This window comes from Ruegeria sp. AG7 (genome assembly GCF_056541545.1).
This window is the reverse complement of the sequence record NZ_JBQFYP010000001.1, coordinates 324,415-340,715: the sequence shown is the minus strand read 5'-3', so window position 1 is coordinate 340,715 and position 16,301 is coordinate 324,415. Positions and strand designations below refer to the sequence as shown.

Annotated in this window: 23 protein-coding genes; 11 read left to right on the top strand and 12 right to left on the bottom strand. The window is 60.3% G+C overall.

What is annotated here, in order from left to right; genetic code table 11:
• The first annotated feature begins 51 nt into the window (after window positions 1-51).
• Both ACR0BF_RS01760 and ACR0BF_RS01755 read left to right on the top strand, forming a co-directional pair.
• Window positions 52-402: a hypothetical protein gene (locus ACR0BF_RS01760; RefSeq protein WP_480494786.1), complete on the top strand. Its 351-nt coding sequence runs from the start codon at window positions 52-54 to the stop codon at window positions 400-402.
• A 272-nt stretch (window positions 403-674) separates the two neighbouring features.
• Complete coding sequence (locus ACR0BF_RS01755; protein WP_480624146.1) at window positions 675-1,475, top strand: glycosyltransferase family 32 protein; 801 nt, start codon at window positions 675-677, stop codon at window positions 1,473-1,475.
• 75 nt (window positions 1,476-1,550) lie between these two features.
• Here ACR0BF_RS01755 and ACR0BF_RS01750 read toward each other — a convergent pair whose 3' ends face one another.
• Genes ACR0BF_RS01750 through cobD form a run of 3 tightly spaced genes read right to left on the bottom strand, consistent with a single transcriptional unit; the run spans window position 1,551 to window position 4,608 of the window.
• Entirely contained in the window at window positions 1,551-2,714 is a 1,164-nt protein-coding gene (locus tag ACR0BF_RS01750) for a lytic murein transglycosylase (RefSeq protein WP_480624145.1), read from the bottom strand.
• A gap of 11 nt (window positions 2,715-2,725) precedes the next feature.
• Window positions 2,726-3,646, bottom strand: coding sequence for an adenosylcobinamide-phosphate synthase CbiB (cbiB, locus tag ACR0BF_RS01745; RefSeq protein ID WP_480519447.1), 921 nt, complete (start codon window positions 3,644-3,646; stop codon window positions 2,726-2,728).
• Window positions 3,643-4,608, bottom strand: coding sequence for a threonine-phosphate decarboxylase CobD (cobD, locus tag ACR0BF_RS01740; RefSeq protein WP_480605966.1), 966 nt, complete (start codon window positions 4,606-4,608; stop codon window positions 3,643-3,645). Before cobD ends, cbiB begins: the two co-directional genes overlap by 4 nt.
• 185 nt (window positions 4,609-4,793) lie before the next feature.
• Here cobD and ACR0BF_RS01735 point away from each other — a divergent pair, with 185 nt between their 5' ends.
• Window positions 4,794-5,156 (top strand): response regulator transcription factor, encoded by a 363-nt coding sequence (locus ACR0BF_RS01735; protein WP_209506176.1) that lies wholly within the window; start codon window positions 4,794-4,796, stop codon window positions 5,154-5,156.
• Here the strand turns inward: ACR0BF_RS01735 and ACR0BF_RS01730 are convergent.
• The gene (locus ACR0BF_RS01730) at window positions 5,138-6,127 is read right to left on the bottom strand and encodes a glutathione S-transferase family protein (protein ID WP_480624144.1); all 990 of its coding nucleotides are present in this window, start codon (window positions 6,125-6,127) and stop codon (window positions 5,138-5,140) included. The two genes, ACR0BF_RS01735 and ACR0BF_RS01730, sit on opposite strands and share 19 nt — an antisense overlap.
• Window positions 6,128-6,339: 212 nt before the next feature.
• Between ACR0BF_RS01730 and ACR0BF_RS01725 the strand changes: the two genes are divergently transcribed.
• The gene (locus ACR0BF_RS01725) at window positions 6,340-6,693 is read left to right on the top strand and encodes a hypothetical protein (RefSeq protein WP_209506181.1); all 354 of its coding nucleotides are present in this window, start codon (window positions 6,340-6,342) and stop codon (window positions 6,691-6,693) included.
• Between the two features lie 151 nt (window positions 6,694-6,844).
• On the opposite strand, the gene ACR0BF_RS01720 is transcribed toward ACR0BF_RS01725, so the two are convergent.
• Window positions 6,845-8,017 (bottom strand): MalY/PatB family protein, encoded by a 1,173-nt coding sequence (locus ACR0BF_RS01720; RefSeq protein WP_480624143.1) that lies wholly within the window; start codon window positions 8,015-8,017, stop codon window positions 6,845-6,847.
• A 94-nt stretch (window positions 8,018-8,111) separates the two neighbouring features.
• Between ACR0BF_RS01720 and def (ACR0BF_RS01715) the strand changes: the two genes are divergently transcribed.
• The 5 genes from def (ACR0BF_RS01715) to ACR0BF_RS01695 are packed head-to-tail and all read left to right on the top strand — an operon-like array spanning window position 8,112 to window position 10,568.
• Window positions 8,112-8,630 (top strand): peptide deformylase, encoded by a 519-nt coding sequence (def, locus tag ACR0BF_RS01715; RefSeq protein ID WP_267364061.1) that lies wholly within the window; start codon window positions 8,112-8,114, stop codon window positions 8,628-8,630.
• Complete coding sequence (gene def, locus ACR0BF_RS01710; RefSeq protein WP_480507379.1) at window positions 8,627-9,121, top strand: peptide deformylase; 495 nt, start codon at window positions 8,627-8,629, stop codon at window positions 9,119-9,121. The genes def (ACR0BF_RS01715) and def (ACR0BF_RS01710) overlap by 4 nt, the downstream gene beginning before the upstream one ends.
• Window positions 9,122-9,174: 53 nt before the next feature.
• Window positions 9,175-10,083, top strand: a complete 909-nt coding sequence (gene fmt, locus ACR0BF_RS01705) for a methionyl-tRNA formyltransferase (RefSeq protein ID WP_480624142.1) — start codon at window positions 9,175-9,177, stop codon at window positions 10,081-10,083.
• A gap of 10 nt (window positions 10,084-10,093) precedes the next feature.
• The gene (locus ACR0BF_RS01700; protein WP_267364066.1) at window positions 10,094-10,330 is read left to right on the top strand and encodes a hypothetical protein; all 237 of its coding nucleotides are present in this window, start codon (window positions 10,094-10,096) and stop codon (window positions 10,328-10,330) included.
• A 1-nt stretch (window position 10,331) separates the two neighbouring features.
• Window positions 10,332-10,568, top strand: coding sequence for a GlsB/YeaQ/YmgE family stress response membrane protein (locus ACR0BF_RS01695; protein ID WP_480473887.1), 237 nt, complete (start codon window positions 10,332-10,334; stop codon window positions 10,566-10,568).
• Between the two features lie 61 nt (window positions 10,569-10,629).
• Here ACR0BF_RS01695 and ACR0BF_RS01690 read toward each other — a convergent pair whose 3' ends face one another.
• The 7 genes from ACR0BF_RS01690 to ACR0BF_RS01660 form a co-directional block, all read right to left on the bottom strand.
• A complete protein-coding gene (locus ACR0BF_RS01690; RefSeq protein WP_480519463.1) occupies window positions 10,630-11,232 on the bottom strand; it encodes a COG3904 family protein in 603 nt (200 codons plus the stop codon).
• Between the two features lie 64 nt (window positions 11,233-11,296).
• On the bottom strand, window positions 11,297-11,920 hold the full coding sequence (locus ACR0BF_RS01685; protein WP_267364069.1) for a trimeric intracellular cation channel family protein: 624 nt from the start codon (window positions 11,918-11,920) through the stop codon (window positions 11,297-11,299).
• Window positions 11,917-12,384, bottom strand: coding sequence for a ribonuclease HI (gene rnhA / locus ACR0BF_RS01680; protein WP_480519465.1), 468 nt, complete (start codon window positions 12,382-12,384; stop codon window positions 11,917-11,919). The genes ACR0BF_RS01685 and rnhA overlap by 4 nt, the downstream gene beginning before the upstream one ends.
• Window positions 12,377-12,964: a class I SAM-dependent methyltransferase gene (locus ACR0BF_RS01675; protein WP_480494645.1), complete on the bottom strand. Its 588-nt coding sequence runs from the start codon at window positions 12,962-12,964 to the stop codon at window positions 12,377-12,379. Before ACR0BF_RS01675 ends, rnhA begins: the two co-directional genes overlap by 8 nt.
• Complete coding sequence (locus ACR0BF_RS01670; protein WP_480473882.1) at window positions 12,961-13,413, bottom strand: DUF3429 domain-containing protein; 453 nt, start codon at window positions 13,411-13,413, stop codon at window positions 12,961-12,963. Before ACR0BF_RS01670 ends, ACR0BF_RS01675 begins: the two co-directional genes overlap by 4 nt.
• Window positions 13,410-14,360 (bottom strand): 4-hydroxy-3-methylbut-2-enyl diphosphate reductase, encoded by a 951-nt coding sequence (gene ispH / locus ACR0BF_RS01665; protein ID WP_480605991.1) that lies wholly within the window; start codon window positions 14,358-14,360, stop codon window positions 13,410-13,412. Before ispH ends, ACR0BF_RS01670 begins: the two co-directional genes overlap by 4 nt.
• A gap of 189 nt (window positions 14,361-14,549) precedes the next feature.
• Window positions 14,550-15,125, bottom strand: a complete 576-nt coding sequence (locus tag ACR0BF_RS01660; RefSeq protein WP_209506211.1) for a LabA-like NYN domain-containing protein — start codon at window positions 15,123-15,125, stop codon at window positions 14,550-14,552.
• 149 nt (window positions 15,126-15,274) lie between these two features.
• Between ACR0BF_RS01660 and folK the strand changes: the two genes are divergently transcribed.
• Both folK and rpoZ read left to right on the top strand, forming a co-directional pair.
• A complete protein-coding gene (folK, locus tag ACR0BF_RS01655; RefSeq protein ID WP_480554727.1) occupies window positions 15,275-15,844 on the top strand; it encodes a 2-amino-4-hydroxy-6-hydroxymethyldihydropteridine diphosphokinase in 570 nt (189 codons plus the stop codon).
• Window positions 15,845-15,938: 94 nt separating this feature from the next.
• The gene (gene rpoZ / locus ACR0BF_RS01650) at window positions 15,939-16,292 is read left to right on the top strand and encodes a DNA-directed RNA polymerase subunit omega (RefSeq protein ID WP_209506215.1); all 354 of its coding nucleotides are present in this window, start codon (window positions 15,939-15,941) and stop codon (window positions 16,290-16,292) included.
• Window positions 16,293-16,301: the final 9 nt, after the last annotated feature.

The following is a 16,301-nucleotide window of genomic DNA, read 5'->3' as shown; positions in this document are numbered from 1 at the left end:
GCTCACCGCAACGTTATGATGATTGCAGGCATAACGCGCTACCTTGGCCTCATGACGCGTTTCCTGATCTCCGCCCTCATCGCCGCCACCCCGGTTGTCGCCGCCGACTGGCCTGTCAAACCCGGCGATGTCCCGCTGACAGTGGCCGAGCTTGACGCCCTCGCAGGCCAGACGCTGACCTTTTACGATGATGGTCAGGCCAAGTTTTCGGCCGGTGGGGCCTATTCCTATACCTACGCGGGAGGAGATTCCGCCTTTGGAACCTACGCCATCGCCGATGACGGTTCCGTCTGCATTGCGTACCGCAACGGGTTCAGCCGCTGCGACCTGTATGTCCGCAGCGGCGAGCGGCTGATCCTGATCGATCAGAAAGGGGATCGATACCCGGTGCGGCCCGAATAAGGAAGTCAGCAGTTCAGGACGGTCACTTTGGCAATGGACCAACCCGTGCAGCGTACTGAACCCGCGGCAGGTGCCAAAGGCTACGCCAGGAACATTAGCCCAAAAATGCACGCCCGAAGATAGGCCAGAACCAAACTGTGGGCACCTCGACACAGCGCGCTGGCGCAAAGCAGGGTAAGTCGTGCCAAAACCGCCGCCGCGGTTGACGAGCCACGCACCGCTTCGTTAGTGCAGCAGCGACCCCGTTTCGGCTTAGGGCAAGAGGTGCTGTTTTGGAATTTCAAGTTGCAAGTTTCTGGTTTGGTTCGCCGTTATCTTGCGTTGAAAGAGTATGCATTCAGTCCTTTCTGGATCATGGCTATGTCTTCCACCTGTACGTGCTGGATATGAACATGGATGTTCCCGAAGGCGTCGTTGTTCATGATGCCCGCGAAATCTATACAGATGAAACCACCGAAAACCTGACCGGTGGCCGACGACGGATGGCGGTCTATTCAGACATCTTCCGTATCCACATGCTGCAAAAAACCGACTATGTGTGGGTTGATCTGGATATCTACTGCATCCGGCCGCTGGATGTTCCACCGGACTATCTGTTTGGTGTCGTCTGGCGCAATAAGGCGATGAACAATTGTGTATTGCGTCTTCCCAAAAATTCTCTGGCACTGAAGCTGATCCTGAATTTCCTTGAGTCAGAAGTCCCGATCCCGTTTTGGTTGGGCAGTGATCACATTGAAAAACTGGTCAAACGCTATGAGGCGGGCGAGACACTCACGCTCTATGACCTTCCGTGGACGACAACCGGCCCAAGCGTGACCCGCTGGGCGCTGGGGGTCACCGGTGAAATCGACCGAGGCCAGCATTGGCATTTGTATTGGCCGCGTCGCGGGTTTCTGGACCCGGTCGAGAACATTGAAGACTACGAACCCGATTGGGCCCGGTTTCACCACTTCCAGGGCGAAACCCGCAGTGGTATTCGCAGCAAATTCGGTGGTATTCCTCCAAAGGGAAGTTACATTGATATTGTCTGTCAAAGACATGGAATTGACCCCGAGAAATATCCGGTCACATAATCAGCGGCGTCGGTGCCGATATCGTCGAATAATCTTGGGGTTTTGCGCCATACCGCAGCGGTGCGGGCCGCTGGATCAGAGTTTTTCCAGCAATTCCATCGTTGGCCATGCGTCCGCAGGCAGGCCCAGACGTTTCTGTTCCGCCTGCGTCGCAGCTCGCGTCCCTGACCCCAGAATCCCGTCGATCTTGCCGACATCATATCCTTTGGCCTGAAGCTTGGTCTGCAACTGTTTCATCTGTGCGCCATTCAGGCCCTGCGCGGGATTGCCCGCATCATAGATCTGGCCGCCCTCAAGCCGTGTTCCGAAATAGGCGGCAGTCAGAACATAAACAAAGCTCTGGTTCCATTCGAAATAGACATCGAAATTCGGATAGGCCAGAAAGGCAGGCCCGTTGCGCCCCTGTGGCAGGATCAGCGAGGCGGGTAGGTTGGCCAAGGACCCGCCGCGCGCCTGTACGCCCATCGCCTGCCATTCCTCCACCGAACGCGGTTTGCCGGGGCCGGACAGGGACCAATCCATCTGCGCGGGCACGGTGACCTCCTGCAACCAAGGCTCACCCGCGCGCCATCCCAGATGGGACAGCATTCTGGCCCCCGACATCAGCGCATCAGGTGCCGAGCTTTTCAGGCGGACATGCCCGTCACCGTCACCATCGACGCCGTTTTCCAGTATGTCACGCGGCAGCATCTGCACCATGCCGATCTCTCCGGCCCATGCGCCGGTGGTGCGGGCCGGGTCGAAATCACCGTTCTGAAACAGCTCGATGGCGGCGAAGATCTGTGGCCGGAACAGCTCCGGGCGGCGGCAGTCATGCGCCAAAGTTACCAGTGCGTTGCGGGTGTTGAAGTCGCCTTGAAACGATCCGTAATCGGTTTCAAATGCCCAGAAGGCCAGCAGCACCCCGCGGGAAACGCCATATTCCCGCTCGATCCGATCAAAGACCGCATCGTATTTGCGCGACATCGCTTGCCCGCGCTCGATCCGGTTTTGCGAAATCAGACGACGAGAAAATTCAACAAAGGGCTTCTGAAAAACGCCCTGCGCCCGGTCGGCCTTCAGCACGGCGATGTCCTGCTGCACCCCGTCAAAGAACCCGTTCACTGCTGATTTGTCCAAACCTTGCTGCACGGCCTCGGCCTTCAGCCCTTTGACAAAGGAATTAAAACCACCGCCACATTGCGCCAGCGCAGGTGAGGTGAACAGGGCAGCGGCGATCAGGCCAGAGAGTATACGCATGAAAAGGTCCGTCAGAATATCAGTTTGGCCCCAACCCACACTGACACGAGCCCAAGCGCAAGCCCCCAAACCCGCCAGAGCATGTCACATGCGCGAAAAACTTCTGATGCACCGATCTCGCGCGGGGCGTCGCCATTGACCCAGGCTAGGTCGCGCACCTGCCCGTCATAGCTGCGCGGCCCAGCCAGCGCGACATTCAGGGCGCGGGCCATGGCGGCCTCGGGCCAGCCAGCGTTGGGTGAGATATGGCGTTGCGCATCCCGCACCATCTCAGACCAGCGAGACCATTGGCCGGACAGCGCCACGATCATCACACAGGTCAGTCGGGCAGGGATCAGGTTCAGCAGGTCGTCGAACCGGGCCGCGGCCCAGCCAAAATCGCGGTACGTTTCGGTGCGATAACCGATCATGCTGTCGGCGGTGTTCACCGCCTTGTACACCAGCAACCCCGGAAGCCCCGCGACCAGAAACCAGAATGCGGGGGCAATGACCCCGTCGCTCAGGTTTTCTGCCGCACTTTCGATGGCGGAACGCGCCACCTGTGCTTCGGTCATATCCTGCGTGTCGCGCGAGACGATCATAGCCACCTGCGCCCGCCCGTCTTCCAGCGAAGATTGCAACCCGTAACCAACCGCGCGGACATGGGCAACCAGCGACTTTTGCGCCAACAGGATTGCGCAGCAAAGAATTTCAACCACCGGCCCCAGCTGCGACAGACCCCACCCAAGACCCCATGCGCCGCAGATCAGAAGGGCAAGCACGGCCACCCCTTTCAGCCTCCGTCTGCTTCCGTGGTTCAGGCACTTGTCCAGCCAGCCGATCAGGTTGCCGATCATCACCGCCGGGTGTTTGACGCGGGACCAGAGCCAATCGGGCTCTCCCAGTGCCGCGTCCAGACACAGGGCGCAGACCAGCATCAGGGCAGGGCTCACAGCGCGGCCTCCAGCCTGTCCCAGCCCTTTTCTGGCGGCAGACCCAGACGCAGAAAGGTTGCTGAATAGGGAAAGATACGGCTCCAGATATGGGCGCGGGCCAGCCGGTCCTGCCAGCCCAAGGCGTCATCGACTTTGTAAAGACGAAACAGGCTGGTGCCACCGACAATATTTGCGCCCCTGGTCAGCATCAGCGCATCCAGCCGGGCCGCCTCATCCGCCAGTCGCGCGCGCGTGGCATCGGCCCAGTCATCGTCCGACAGGGCCTGTGTCCCAACCCGCAGGGCCGGGCCGGACACTGACCAGGGTCCGGTCAGGTCGTTCAGGCGGTTGATCAGTTCAGGCCGCCCGATGGCAAACCCAAGCCGCATCCCGGCCAGCCCCCAGAACTTGCCAAAGCTCTTCAGCACGATCACGCCGGGACGTTCCGCCAGATGGATCAACGATACCTCTGGCGTGACATCGCAAAAGCTCTCGTCGATCACGGTCAGCGGGGCCGAGACGTCGCTTTCCTGCCAGATACGTCCGTCCGGGTTATTTGGATGCACGATCACGCGGGCGTCAGCCGCGCCCTCAGGCTGAACACGCCACCCCTGCGCCGAAAAGGCGGCGGCGTGTTCGTTATAGGTGGGCAGTGTGATCTGGACACGACCTGGCGCGGCCAGCGCCGGAATGCGAGAGATGACAGCCGATGCACCGGGTGCCGGCAGGATCTCAGCCCCCTGTGGCACGTTCCAGAACCTGCGGGCCGCATCACTCAGCCGTTCAAAGGCACCGTGATCCGGCAATTCGGCCCAATCTCCGGCGGTCAGACCCGCGACTGCGTAAGGATGCGGATTGATTCCGGTCGACAGATCGATCCAATCTGCGCGCGTTCCACCATACCTGACAATCGCCCTGTCCAGCCCCCCGCCGTGGTCGCGAACTGCGCGGGGGTCCAAGCCGTGATCAAGTGTACTCATCTGCTCTCTCTGCGGGGATTGACCGGTTTCGGGGTGCTTCAAGCGGATTTTTGCCATTTACACAAGCAAATCCGCCCGAACACGCAAGCGTGCGGCTGCTGTTAACACTTTGTTAAGGAAATAACGAGATCACGGACCACGGGGGTCGGCACCACTCACCATACCAAGTGCCGAGGTTGTTGCAAATGAAAGTTCTGATTGTTGAGAGTAACCCCGACCTTGGTCGGGTCTGGAAAAGACATCTGGAGCGGCAAGACGCCGAAGTCACGCTGGTTGACGCTCAGGAGGCCGCCATTCTGGCGCTCTATGGCACGGATTTTGATATCATCGTGCTGGATCTGGTTCTGGAAACCGGAAGCGCATTGGCTGTGGCAGATTTTGCCAGCTATCGCCGCCCCGAGGCGCGGGTGATTTTTGTCACCAACACCACCTTCTTTTCCGACGGGTCGATTTTTGCGCACAGTCCCAATGCCTGTGCCTATGTTCAAAGCGAAACGCCGCCAGAGGATCTGGCGGCGATGGTCGAACATTACGCTGCGGGGCGCTGACCGCGTCCATGCGGCTCCATGTAATCCAGTACCGGGTTCACCGGAATGATCCGGTGCGGATTGATGCTGTCATGGCTGTAGTGATAGTGGCGCACAATGTGGGCCATGTTCACGGTCTCGGCGACACCGGGCCATTGATACAGCTCACGCGTATAGGCCCATAGGTTCGGGTAATCGACCAGGCGCCGCCGGTTGCACTTGAAATGCAGGTGATAGACCGGGTCGAAGCGGATCAGGGTTGTGAACAACCGCCAATCGGCTTCGGTGATCCGATCCCCCATCAGGTAACGGTTCCGGGCCAGACGCTCCTCCAGCCAGTCCAGCGTGTCGAACAATGGGTGTACGGCAGCGTCATAGGCGTCCTGCGTGGTGGCAAAGCCCGACTTGTAGACGCCGTTGTTGACGTCTGAATAGATGCGCGCGTTGACCTCTTCGATCTCGTCCCGCATCGCCTCGGGCCAGTAATCGTCCGTATTGCCAGTGATATCGTTGAAGGCCGAATTGAACATGCGGATGATTTCCGAACTTTCGTTCGAAACGATGGTCTCCTGCGCCTTGTCCCACAGGATCGGAACCGTGACGCGACCGGAATAGGACGGATCCGCCTTGGTATAGATCTGATGTGCGTGGCTCAGCCCGTAAAGACGGTCACCCGTGGCACCGTGATCATCCGCCTCAAAAGTCCAGCCGTGATCCAGCATGTCGGGATGCACGACCGAAACCGAAACCAGATCGCTCAGCCCCTTCAACGCGCGAAAGATCAAGGTGCGATGCGCCCAGGGGCAGGCGTGGCTGACATACAGGTGATACCGCCCGGCTTCGGCCCGGAACCCGCTTTTGCCCGACGGTCCCGCGCGGCCATCGGCGGTCAGCCAGTTGCGAAACTGCGCCGCGCTGCGTTTGAATGCGCCACCCGTGGATTTGGTATCATACCACGTGTCTTGCCATTTTCCATCGACCAGCAGGCCCATATCTCATCCTCCGCACAGGCGTTTGGCCAAAGATAGGTCCAAGCCCCGCCTGTTCCTATGCATTTGCCCGCGCACAAGACCTGCATGCGCGCACAGGCAATGATGGGATTTCTGTGCAACAAACCGCAGGCACAGCCCGTTGCGTGAACGCGTTCACTGGATTTTTACAACAGTTCCCGCACAATAGAGGTCATTAGCGGGGGAATGATTTAATGAGTACTTATGTTTCAAAGGAAATACGCGCCGAGTTGGACGCCGCCCGAATCGCCACATTGAAAAAGGCCAGTCGCCTTCGTGTCCAGATGGGCGACAATACCTATAAAATTCTCAAATTGTGGAAAGATGGTTTCACGGTTGAGGCGGAAACAACACCGCGCCTGCGCGGGTTGGTCGATATCTATGACGGGGCCAACCTTCTGTATCAATGCCTGATCATTGCCGATCAGGATGAAGGCGGCGAGATGCGGTATGAATTCAAACGCAGCACCGCTGCCCATGACAAGGCGCCGCTGGATTTCTACCGCGCCCCGGATGCGCCCATCGCGTTGCTGGGCTACGAAGACTAAGCTCGGAGTTCTATCGTAGTACCGGGTTAGGTCAGGGTAACGCCCAACAGGCCGTTAGGCTGGCTATCGCTATGGATTTCGCCATTCAGGTCCAAGCCCGGCCAACAGGCGCGGTCCATCGTAGGGTCAGCCACCCCAGCCACCGCCTGGATTATTGCAGGTCACCAAAGGCCCGTTTCAGTCGCGCGCAGGCGTCCTCGACCCGCGCCCGTTGTGTGGCCAGGTTGAACCGTTCAAACGTTTCTCCGCCAGTGCCAAAACCCGGACCTGACGAGGTTGCAATCCGCGCGTCCTCGCGCAATCGGCGGACAAACTCGGTGTGATCCATGCCGGTGCCGGAAAAGTCGACCCAGGCCAGATAGGTCGCCTGCAAGGGCATCGACCACAGGCCCGGAATCTCGGCGATGGTCTGGTCGAACAGACGCCTGTTTCCATCCAGATGCGCGATCTGGGCATCTGCCCATTCCGCGCCGGTCGGGCTGTAGGCGGCGGTGATCATCGCCACACCCAACGCACTGGGGCCATAATCCAGCGTTGTCAGCCGATGCTTCATCGCCTCGCGCAGTTTGGGGTCGGGAATGATCATGTTGCCGGTGCGCTGCCCGGCAATGTTAAAGGTCTTCGAAGCCGCGGTCAGCGTCACCGTCCATGGCCGCGCATCCGGGGCTGCCACATCCATCGGCACAAATTTGGCACCGGGATAGACCAGATCGTGGTGGATCTCGTCCGAGACAAGGATCAACCCGTTGCGCTCGGCAAATGCGGCCACAGCGCGCAGTTCCTCTGGCGTCCAGACCCGGCCCGACGGGTTCTGCGGCGAACACCACAGCAACATCTTCTCGGACCCGTCCAGCCGCGACTGCGCGTCTTCCAGATCAAGCCCATAGCTGTCGCCGTCACGCACCAGCGGGCATTCCACAATCCGGCGGCCCGCCTTGTTCACCTTATGGGCAAACTCATGGTAGACAGGGGTGAAGGTCACGATGCGATCGCCCGGCTCGGTCCAGACATCCAGCGACAGGGCGATTGCATTGCCCAAGCCCTGGGTGGTCAGAATCCAATCCGTGTCGATTTCCCAATCGTGGCGGGTTTTCATCCACCACTGGACCGAGGCCAGATACTTCGGGTGCGCCCAGGAATACCCGAACACGCCGTGATCTGCGGCCTTGCGCAACGCGTCAATCACGCAGGGGGCCGTCGGGTAATCTGAATCGGCTGTCCACATGGCCAGCCCGTCCTCGGGCGAGACACCGTACAGCATCTCCATCTTGTCCCATTTGGTACTGTTGGTGCCCCGGCGGTCGATCTGGTCGTTGAAAGTCATGTCAGCTCCATTCTGATGGTCGAAAGCTAACCGCAATTCAGGCAGGTGCAAGGGGGGCGTTGCGGCGCGGGTCACGATGCCCTAAATCAGCCTCATGAAACGTAACATCCTGATCTATCCCGACCCCCGTCTCAAGAAGGTCTGCGCGCCCGTGGCCGACCTTACGGACGACCTGCGCGCGCTGGCCGATGACATGCTGGAAACGATGTATGACGCCCCCGGTGTTGGCCTTGCCGCGCCACAGATCGGCGTGCTGGATCGCTTGATCGTGCTGGATTGCGTCAAGGAAGAAGGCGAGGCGCCGCGCCCGCTGATCATGTTCAACCCGCAGGTCATCGCGTCCTCGGAAGAAACCAATGTCTACGAGGAAGGCTGCCTGTCGATCCCTGATCAATACGCCGAGGTGACGCGCCCCAAAGTGGTCGATGTGACTTGGATGGACCGCGACGGAAACCTGCAACAGGAAACCTTTGACGGGCTTTGGGCCACCTGCGTTCAGCACGAGATCGATCATTTGGACGGCAAGCTGTTCATCGACTATCTCAAGCCGCTGAAACGGCAGATGATCACCCGCAAGATGCAAAAGCTCAAACGCGAACGGGCCCGTGCATGACCGTTCGTACCTGCCTGCCATGGCCTGACAAACGCCTGCGCACCAAGGCGGATGATGTGCCCGAGATCACCGATGAGATCCGCGCCATCTGGGACGACATGATCGACACGATGGAGGCGATGCCCGGCGTCGGTCTTGCCGCGCCACAGATCGGGGTGATGCTGCGCCTGGCCGTTGTTGACGGCTCAGCCGAACGGGGCCGGGCCGTGCGTCTGGCAAACCCGGAAATCCTGCACAGTTCGATCGAGCTGCGCGAACATGAAGAGGCCAGCCCGAACCTGCCCGGCGTCTCGGCCACAATCAAACGCCCGCGCGCGGTGACCGTGAAGTTCCTGAACGAACATGGCATGCTGGACCGCCGCGATTTCGTCGGGATCGACGCGACAAGCGTGCAGCATCAGATCGACCACCTGAACGGGCGGATGTATTTCGACCGGCTCAGCAAGGTCAAACGTGACATGCTGCTGCGCAAGGCACGCAAACAAACCTGACGTCTGTAGGCCGGGCTTCAGCCCCGCACCCGTCCCAACTGCCGGAGCCAACGATGCGCATCATCTTCATGGGAACCCCTGATTTTTCGGTCCCGGTGCTGGACGCACTCGTCAGGGCCGGGCACGACATAGCCGCCGTCTACTGTCAGCCCCCGCGCCCCGCCGGGCGTGGCAAGAAAGACCGCCCGACGCCGGTTCACGCCCGGGCCGAGGCGCTGGGCCTGTCCGTTCGCCACCCAACCTCTCTGAAATCCGCTGACGAACAGACCGCATTTGCCGCGCTGAACGCCGATATCGCCGTCGTCGTCGCGTATGGCCTGATCCTGCCGCAACCCATTCTGGACGCGCCGCGACACGGCTGCCTGAACATCCACGCCAGCCTGCTGCCGCGCTGGCGCGGTGCCGCCCCGATCCACCGGGCGATCATGTCCGGCGATGCCGAAACCGGGATCTGTATCATGCAGATGGAGGCCGGTCTGGACACCGGCCCGGTCCTGCTGCGACAGGCAACCGCGATTGAGGCTGAAGAAACCACCGCGCACCTGCATGACCGGCTCTCGGCCATGGGGGCCGCGCTGATCGTCGAGGCGCTGGCCAAGCTGCCGGATCTCACACCGGAACCGCAGCCCGAGGATGGCGTGACCTATGCCGCCAAGATCGACAAGTCCGAGGCCCGCATCGACTGGACGCGCCCGGCGGTTGAGGTCGACAGGCAAATTCGCGGGCTGTCACCCTTTCCCGGCGCGTGGACCGAAATGAATGGCGAACGCATCAAGCTGCTGGCATCGCGGCTGGCAGACGGGCAGGGCGCAGCGGGTGAGGTTCTGAACGACGACCTGCACGTGGCCTGCGGTCGGGGCGCGGTCGAACTGCTGCGCTTGCAACGGGCGGGTAAAGGCGCGCAGGATAGGGAAACCTTCCTGCGGGGCTGGCCCATTCCCACCGGCACCCGCCTGACCTAGGAGAAGCCCGATGTTCATGGTGATGATGGGGACCGTCGTGATTGCCGGGATCGTCGGATATCTGTCCGAACAGACCGGGTTCACCCATAACGGCTATCTTCAGTCGATCATCATCTGCGTGGGTGGGGCGTTCCTGTTCTACTTCATCCGCATCATGTTCGGTATCAGCTTTGGCCCTCCGGGTTTGGATGCGGTGATCTCGTCTATCGGCGCGCTGATCATCGTGCCGACCCATTGGCGAAAATGACATGCCCGTCGTCGCCCTGATCATCATCGGCGCTGCCGCGGGGTTCCTCGCCACCCGCCTGATGCGGATCGAGGCGGACATTCCAACCACCATGCTGATCGGTGTTTTCGGGGCCCTGATCGGAGGGTTCGTTCTGCGGTTTCTGATAACCGTCATGGGCTGGATGTCGGGCTTTGTGGGCGCGGTTCTGGGCGCATTGCTGGTGATCTGGATCTGGCAGACCTACCTGCGCCGCTAGCATATTCCTTGGCCGCGCATTCCGTCCTGGAAACCTTCACTCGACAAGATAGTGCAGCAGATCAGCGCTCGTCGCACTCCAGCGCTGAACCAAGCGCCGGGGCGGCTTTCGTCGTCATATCGAACCGGTTCGCCTCGGCGGCGGTCATCCAGTGGATGCTGTCGGCCGGGGCCGCATACAGCGTGTACCAGTAAAACGCCTCATCCACACCAATGTCCCTGAAATAATCCAGATAGCGGTCATGTTCCGGGTCATCTTTGGGCAACTCCGTCGCCACCAGCCCCGATCCGGCCCAGCTGTGAACACCGACACAGGCCCCCGGTTGCAAAACGCGGCGATGTCCGGCCAGAAACAGATCTGTGCCGCCGCTGGCAACCAGACCGTCCGATGGCACAACGGTATCGAACCCGGCCTTGCGCACCTCTCGGCTGAAGATGACATTGGCGTCGTCATCCACCGACCCCTCGATATATTGCAGCACCAGCGTGCGCGCTTTGGGGTTTTCGGCGGTGACGTCTTCGAAAGCGGACAGCGTTGTTTCGTCAATCGTGCCCGAGGCGATGATCCGGTCACCCTCAGCAACAAAGCGGACGGGTGCATAATATGCGCCGCATGAGGCCAGCAAAGCCAGTGAGACCGCAATCGATGTAAGTCTGAACGGCATTTGGCCTCCGGGCTGCGCGTTCCAAACAGCTATCAGCCCGCCCCGGTCGCGTCCACCGACAGGTTCAGTTTCGGGGCGGGCGGCTTTTGTAGACGGGCAACTGCCATCCAAACACCAGCGACCCGGCCCGCAAGGCCCAGCACACAAGGGCGCACAGACCCAGCACAAAGGCGGGCTCCAGCCCCAGCCTGACCGCAAGTACCGCCGTCAACGCCCCCACAAATGCGCACGAGACGTAAAGTTCGCCCTGTTTCAGCACCAGCGGCACCTCGTTGCAGACCACGTCGCGCATCAGCCCGCCCAGACACCCGGTCGTCACTCCCATCAGCACGACGATGATACCGGGCTGATCCAGTGACAACGCGGCTCCGGTTCCGGCCGCAACGGCGACTGACAGCGCGAAACTGTCCAGCCAGACCAGCCAGTTATAGCGGCTTTCCACCAGATGCGCGGTAAAGAACACAAACACCGCCGCCGCGACGGCGATCAGGATGTAATCTGGCTGGCCGACCCAGAAGATCGGGTGCCGGTCCAGCAACAGGTCGCGTACCGTGCCGCCGCCAACTGCGGTCAAGCAGGCCATGAAGGCAAAACCCACCAGATCCAGCTGCGCCCGGCTGGCCACCAGCGCCCCGGTCAGCGCAAAGATCAGAACCGAGGCATAATCCAGCAGCGTCAGCGCGCTCACGCCTGCGCCTTTTTCGGCTTGAAGGGCGCCATGCCTGCGCGGGCCAGTTCATCGGCCTTTTCGTTTTCGGGATGGCCCGCATGGCCCTTGACCCATTCCCATGTCACATCATGTCGTTCCTGCGCCTCGTCCAGACGCTGCCACAGATCGACATTCTTGACCGGCTTCTTGTTCGAGGTTTTCCAGCCATTCCGCTTCCAGCCGAATATCCAGCCGGTGACGCCGTTCTTCACATAGGCGCTGTCGGTGACAATGGTGATCTTCGACGGGCGCTCCAGCGTCTCAAGCGCGCTGATGGCAGCCAGCAACTCCATCCGGTTGTTGGTCGTCTCGGCCTCGCCCCCGTTCAGTTCCCGCTCTTTCAGAACCCTGTCCCCGTTCTTCGCGCGCAGCAGCACGCCCCAGCCTCCGGGGCCGGGATTGCCGGAACAGGCGCCATCTGTATAGGCAAACAACTCAGGCATGGGCGAACACCAGAATAAACCCGTCGTACGACCCGGCCAGACCCTTGCCCATTCCTTCGACCGCGCGGTCAACCGTGAACCCGGCCTGGGTCAGCGCCTCTCGGATTTCGGCTTCCGAGTAATAGGTGTAATAGCGGTCCAGATCGTCACGATGCTCGCCCGAGCCCAGCTTCATGCCCAGAAACAGCTGGCCTCCGGGCTTCAGGGCCGTGTGGATCGCTTTCAGGTGACGCGGAAAATCCGCACGCGGCGCGTGCAGCAGGGAAAAACTGGCGTAGACGCCATCATATTCGGCGGTTTCGGTAACGTCGTCGAACGTGCCCAGATGCGCGTCCACCCCGTTCCGGCGGGCATGTTCGACAAAGGCGGGGGTGGCATCCAGCGCCCGCACCTTCAGCCCCTGACGCATCAGGAAACCGCTGTCCGATCCGGGTCCTGACCCCAGATCCAGCACATAGCCGCCCGCACCGACCGCATCGGCAAAATCCTGACGGGTCTTGAGCTGTTCGGCTGGCAAAGGAATGGCCAGATATTCGTTTACTCTCTTCGTATAGGCATCAATTGTGCGTTTGTCGCTCACAAGTACACTCCGACGGCTAGGCTGGCCAGAACGACTGCGGTCAGCAGGATACGCAGCTGCATCCACCAGACCGGCGTCAGCCGCCAGTATGAAAACAGGGCGTCCAGCAGCAGCAAGCCGGTGAACCCGTAGATCAGATTGGTGCCCGCAGTGACCGGCCCGCCGCCCGTCATGGCAAAGGCCCACAGCGCAGGCAGGACCGACAGCGCATAACACAGCGCCGCCTTGCTGCCCGAGGTTTTGGTGGCAAACCCCCACAGCACACCTGACATAAAGCTCAGGATGACCGAGCCATAAAACAGCTGCACATAAGGCCCGACAAAGCGCGGGCCAAATGTATGCGTGCCCCAGTCGTTCAGATCACCGTTCAGATATGTCAGCGCGCCCCAGACAAACGGGACCAGTCCCGCCAACCCCAGATAAAGCGGCGCCTTCGGCACGCCGGTCACGCCGGTTGCCTCAACACGCGCGGTACTTTGAACTCGACGTTTTCGGTTGCGGTCTCGACCGGCTCGACAGTGACATCGTAATGGTCGCGGAAGGCGTCGATCACCTCGTTCACCAGCAATTCCGGGGCCGATGCGCCTGCGGTCACCGCAACGCTTTCGATGCCCTGCAAAGCGCGCCAGTCGATCTCGGTCGCACGCTGGACCAGCTGCGCGTATTTGCACCCCTCGCGTGAGGCAACCTCGACCAGACGGCGGGAGTTTGACGAGTTCGGAGCTCCCACAACCAGCAGCGCATCGGCCTTGGGGGCCACGGCCTTCACGGCCTCCTGCCGGTTGGTGGTGGCATAACAGATGTCTTCCTTATGCGGCCCGACAATGGCCGGGAACCGGTCCTGAAGGGCTGCGATGATGTCCTTGGTATCATCCACCGACAGGGTGGTCTGGGTGACAAAGGCCAGCTTGTCGGGGTCGCGCACCTGCACGGTGCTCACATCCTCGACCGTTTCGACCAGCAGCACATCACCCTTTGGCAGCTGTCCCATCGTGCCAACGGTTTCGGGATGGCCCTTGTGGCCGATCATGATCATCTGCAATCCCGCATCCGCATGACGCTGCGCCTCGACATGAACCTTCGACACCAGGGGACAGGTGGCATCCACATAGATCATCTCACGTTGCGCGGCTTCGGCGGGTACCGATTTCGGAACACCATGGGCGGAAAAGATCACCGGGCGGTCATCGGGGCATTCATGCAGTTCTTCGACAAACACAGCCCCTTTGGCCCGCAACCCGTCGACCACGAATTTGTTATGCACGATCTCGTGGCGCACATAGACCGGCGGCCCCCATTTCTGCAGGGCCATTTCAACGATCTTGATGGCGCGGTCCACACCGGCGCAGAACCCGCGGGGGGCGGCCAGGTAAAGTGTCAGTGGCGGCTTGGTCATTCGGCTGTCTCCTTAGGGCACAGGTAAGTCTTTTCCCGGCCTTGGTCCAGACAGGACATTGTCATTCATCTGACACGAATCGTTGTTAGTCAGAGGATGTTTCAGCACCAATCCTTAGTTAAAGAAGCGCGGCCAGGACCCCGGTCCTGACCGCGCGAATTTTTCCCATCAACAGGCAGTGGTGCCGGATCAGCTGCCGCCTGCAACCGCGACGCTGCGATGCTCTGCCGGCATTTCACGCGGCGGGCGACCGATTACGTCGCGCAGGTCTTCCAACTCGATGAAGTTGTCGGCCTGGCGGCGCAGTTCGTCCGAAATCATCGGCGGCTGACTGCGGATGGTCGACACGACTGATACGCGAACGCCCTGACGTTGCAGGCTGGCGATCAGCGGGCGGAAATCCCCGTCACCCGAGAACAGCACGATATGATCCACACGCGGTGCCAGTTCCATGGCATCGACCGTCAGCTCGATATCCATGTTTCCTTTGACTTTCCGACGCCCCATGCTGTCGGTGTATTCCTTGGCCGGTTTTGTGACCATGGTGAAGCCGTTGTAATGAAGCCAGTCAACCAATGGGCGGATCGGTGAATACTCGTCGTTTTCAAGCAGCGCTGTATAGTAGAAAGCCCGAAGCAACTTGCCACGGCGCATGAATTCCTGCCGCAGAAGTTTGTAGTCTATGTCAAAACCGAGTGCTTTTGCCGCGGCATAAAGATTCGAGCCGTCGATGAACAGCGCTAGCCGTTCGTCCTTATAAAACATAAATAGGTCCTTCCGGTATAATCCAGATTGCGCCGCGTTACGTGAGTGAGTGGGTGTGTGAGTTATAATATGGCGCACTCTGGTGGGCTTATAATTAGAACTTTTGTCGGTTATCGCAAGTATGCAATGTGTCGAATATAGGGTAGCATATGTACAATTCTTTGCCAAATGCGGTTGTGGCATTGGGCGCAAATCTCGATCTGAGAGGAAATGGGCCCGCTGTAACGCTACAGCGCGCAATTGACGCACTTTCGCAGCAGGGCGTAGTGATTCGCTCTGTCAGCCGGTTTTTTGCGACACCCTGCTTCCCCGCTGGCGCTGGTCCGGACTACGTGAATGCGGCTGTGCTGATCGAAACTGACAAATCCCCGGCCGAGCTTTTGCGCCTGCTGCACGAGGTCGAGCACCAGTTCGGCCGTGAACGGGTGCAGCGCTGGGGAATGCGGACGCTGGATCTGGATCTTGTGTGCTATAGCGATCAGATTCTGCCCGACCGCGCCCTGTTCGACCGCTGGCTGACCCTGCCGCCCGAGGCACAGCGACAAGAAGCACCGCAACAGCTGATCCTGCCGCATCCGCGCCTTCAGGACCGCGCTTTTGTACTTGTGCCGATGGCGGATATTGTGCCCGACTGGCGCCACCCCGTGCTTGATCGCACGGTTTTCCAGATGGTCGCCGACCTGCCCCCATCCGAGGTTGCAGCGGTTACGCCGCTGTGATCCCTGCAAATGCAGCATTTCCTGCTTGTCAAGGCGCGGAATCGCGCTTAGATAAACCTCTTCCTGACATGGACTCAGAAACGGAGAGCGCCCAATGGCCCGCGTGACGGTTGAAGATTGCGTAGACAAGGTTCCAAACCGGTTCGAACTGGTGATGCTGGCCGCCCATCGGGCGCGCGAGATTTCTGCCGGTGCCGCGATTACCGTTGACCGCGACAACGACAAGAACCCTGTCGTGTCCTTGCGCGAAATCGCCGACGAGACCCAAGGCGCGGACGCCCTGCGCGAACGCCTGATCGAGGCCAACCAGACCCAGATCGAGGTTGATGAGCCGGAAGAAGATCAGATGGCGCTGCTGATGGGTGCCGAGTCGGACAAGCCTGCGATGGACGACATGTCCGAAGAAAAGCTCCTGCGCGCTCTGATGGAGGCTCAAGGGCAGGGGTAAGCTCCAAAG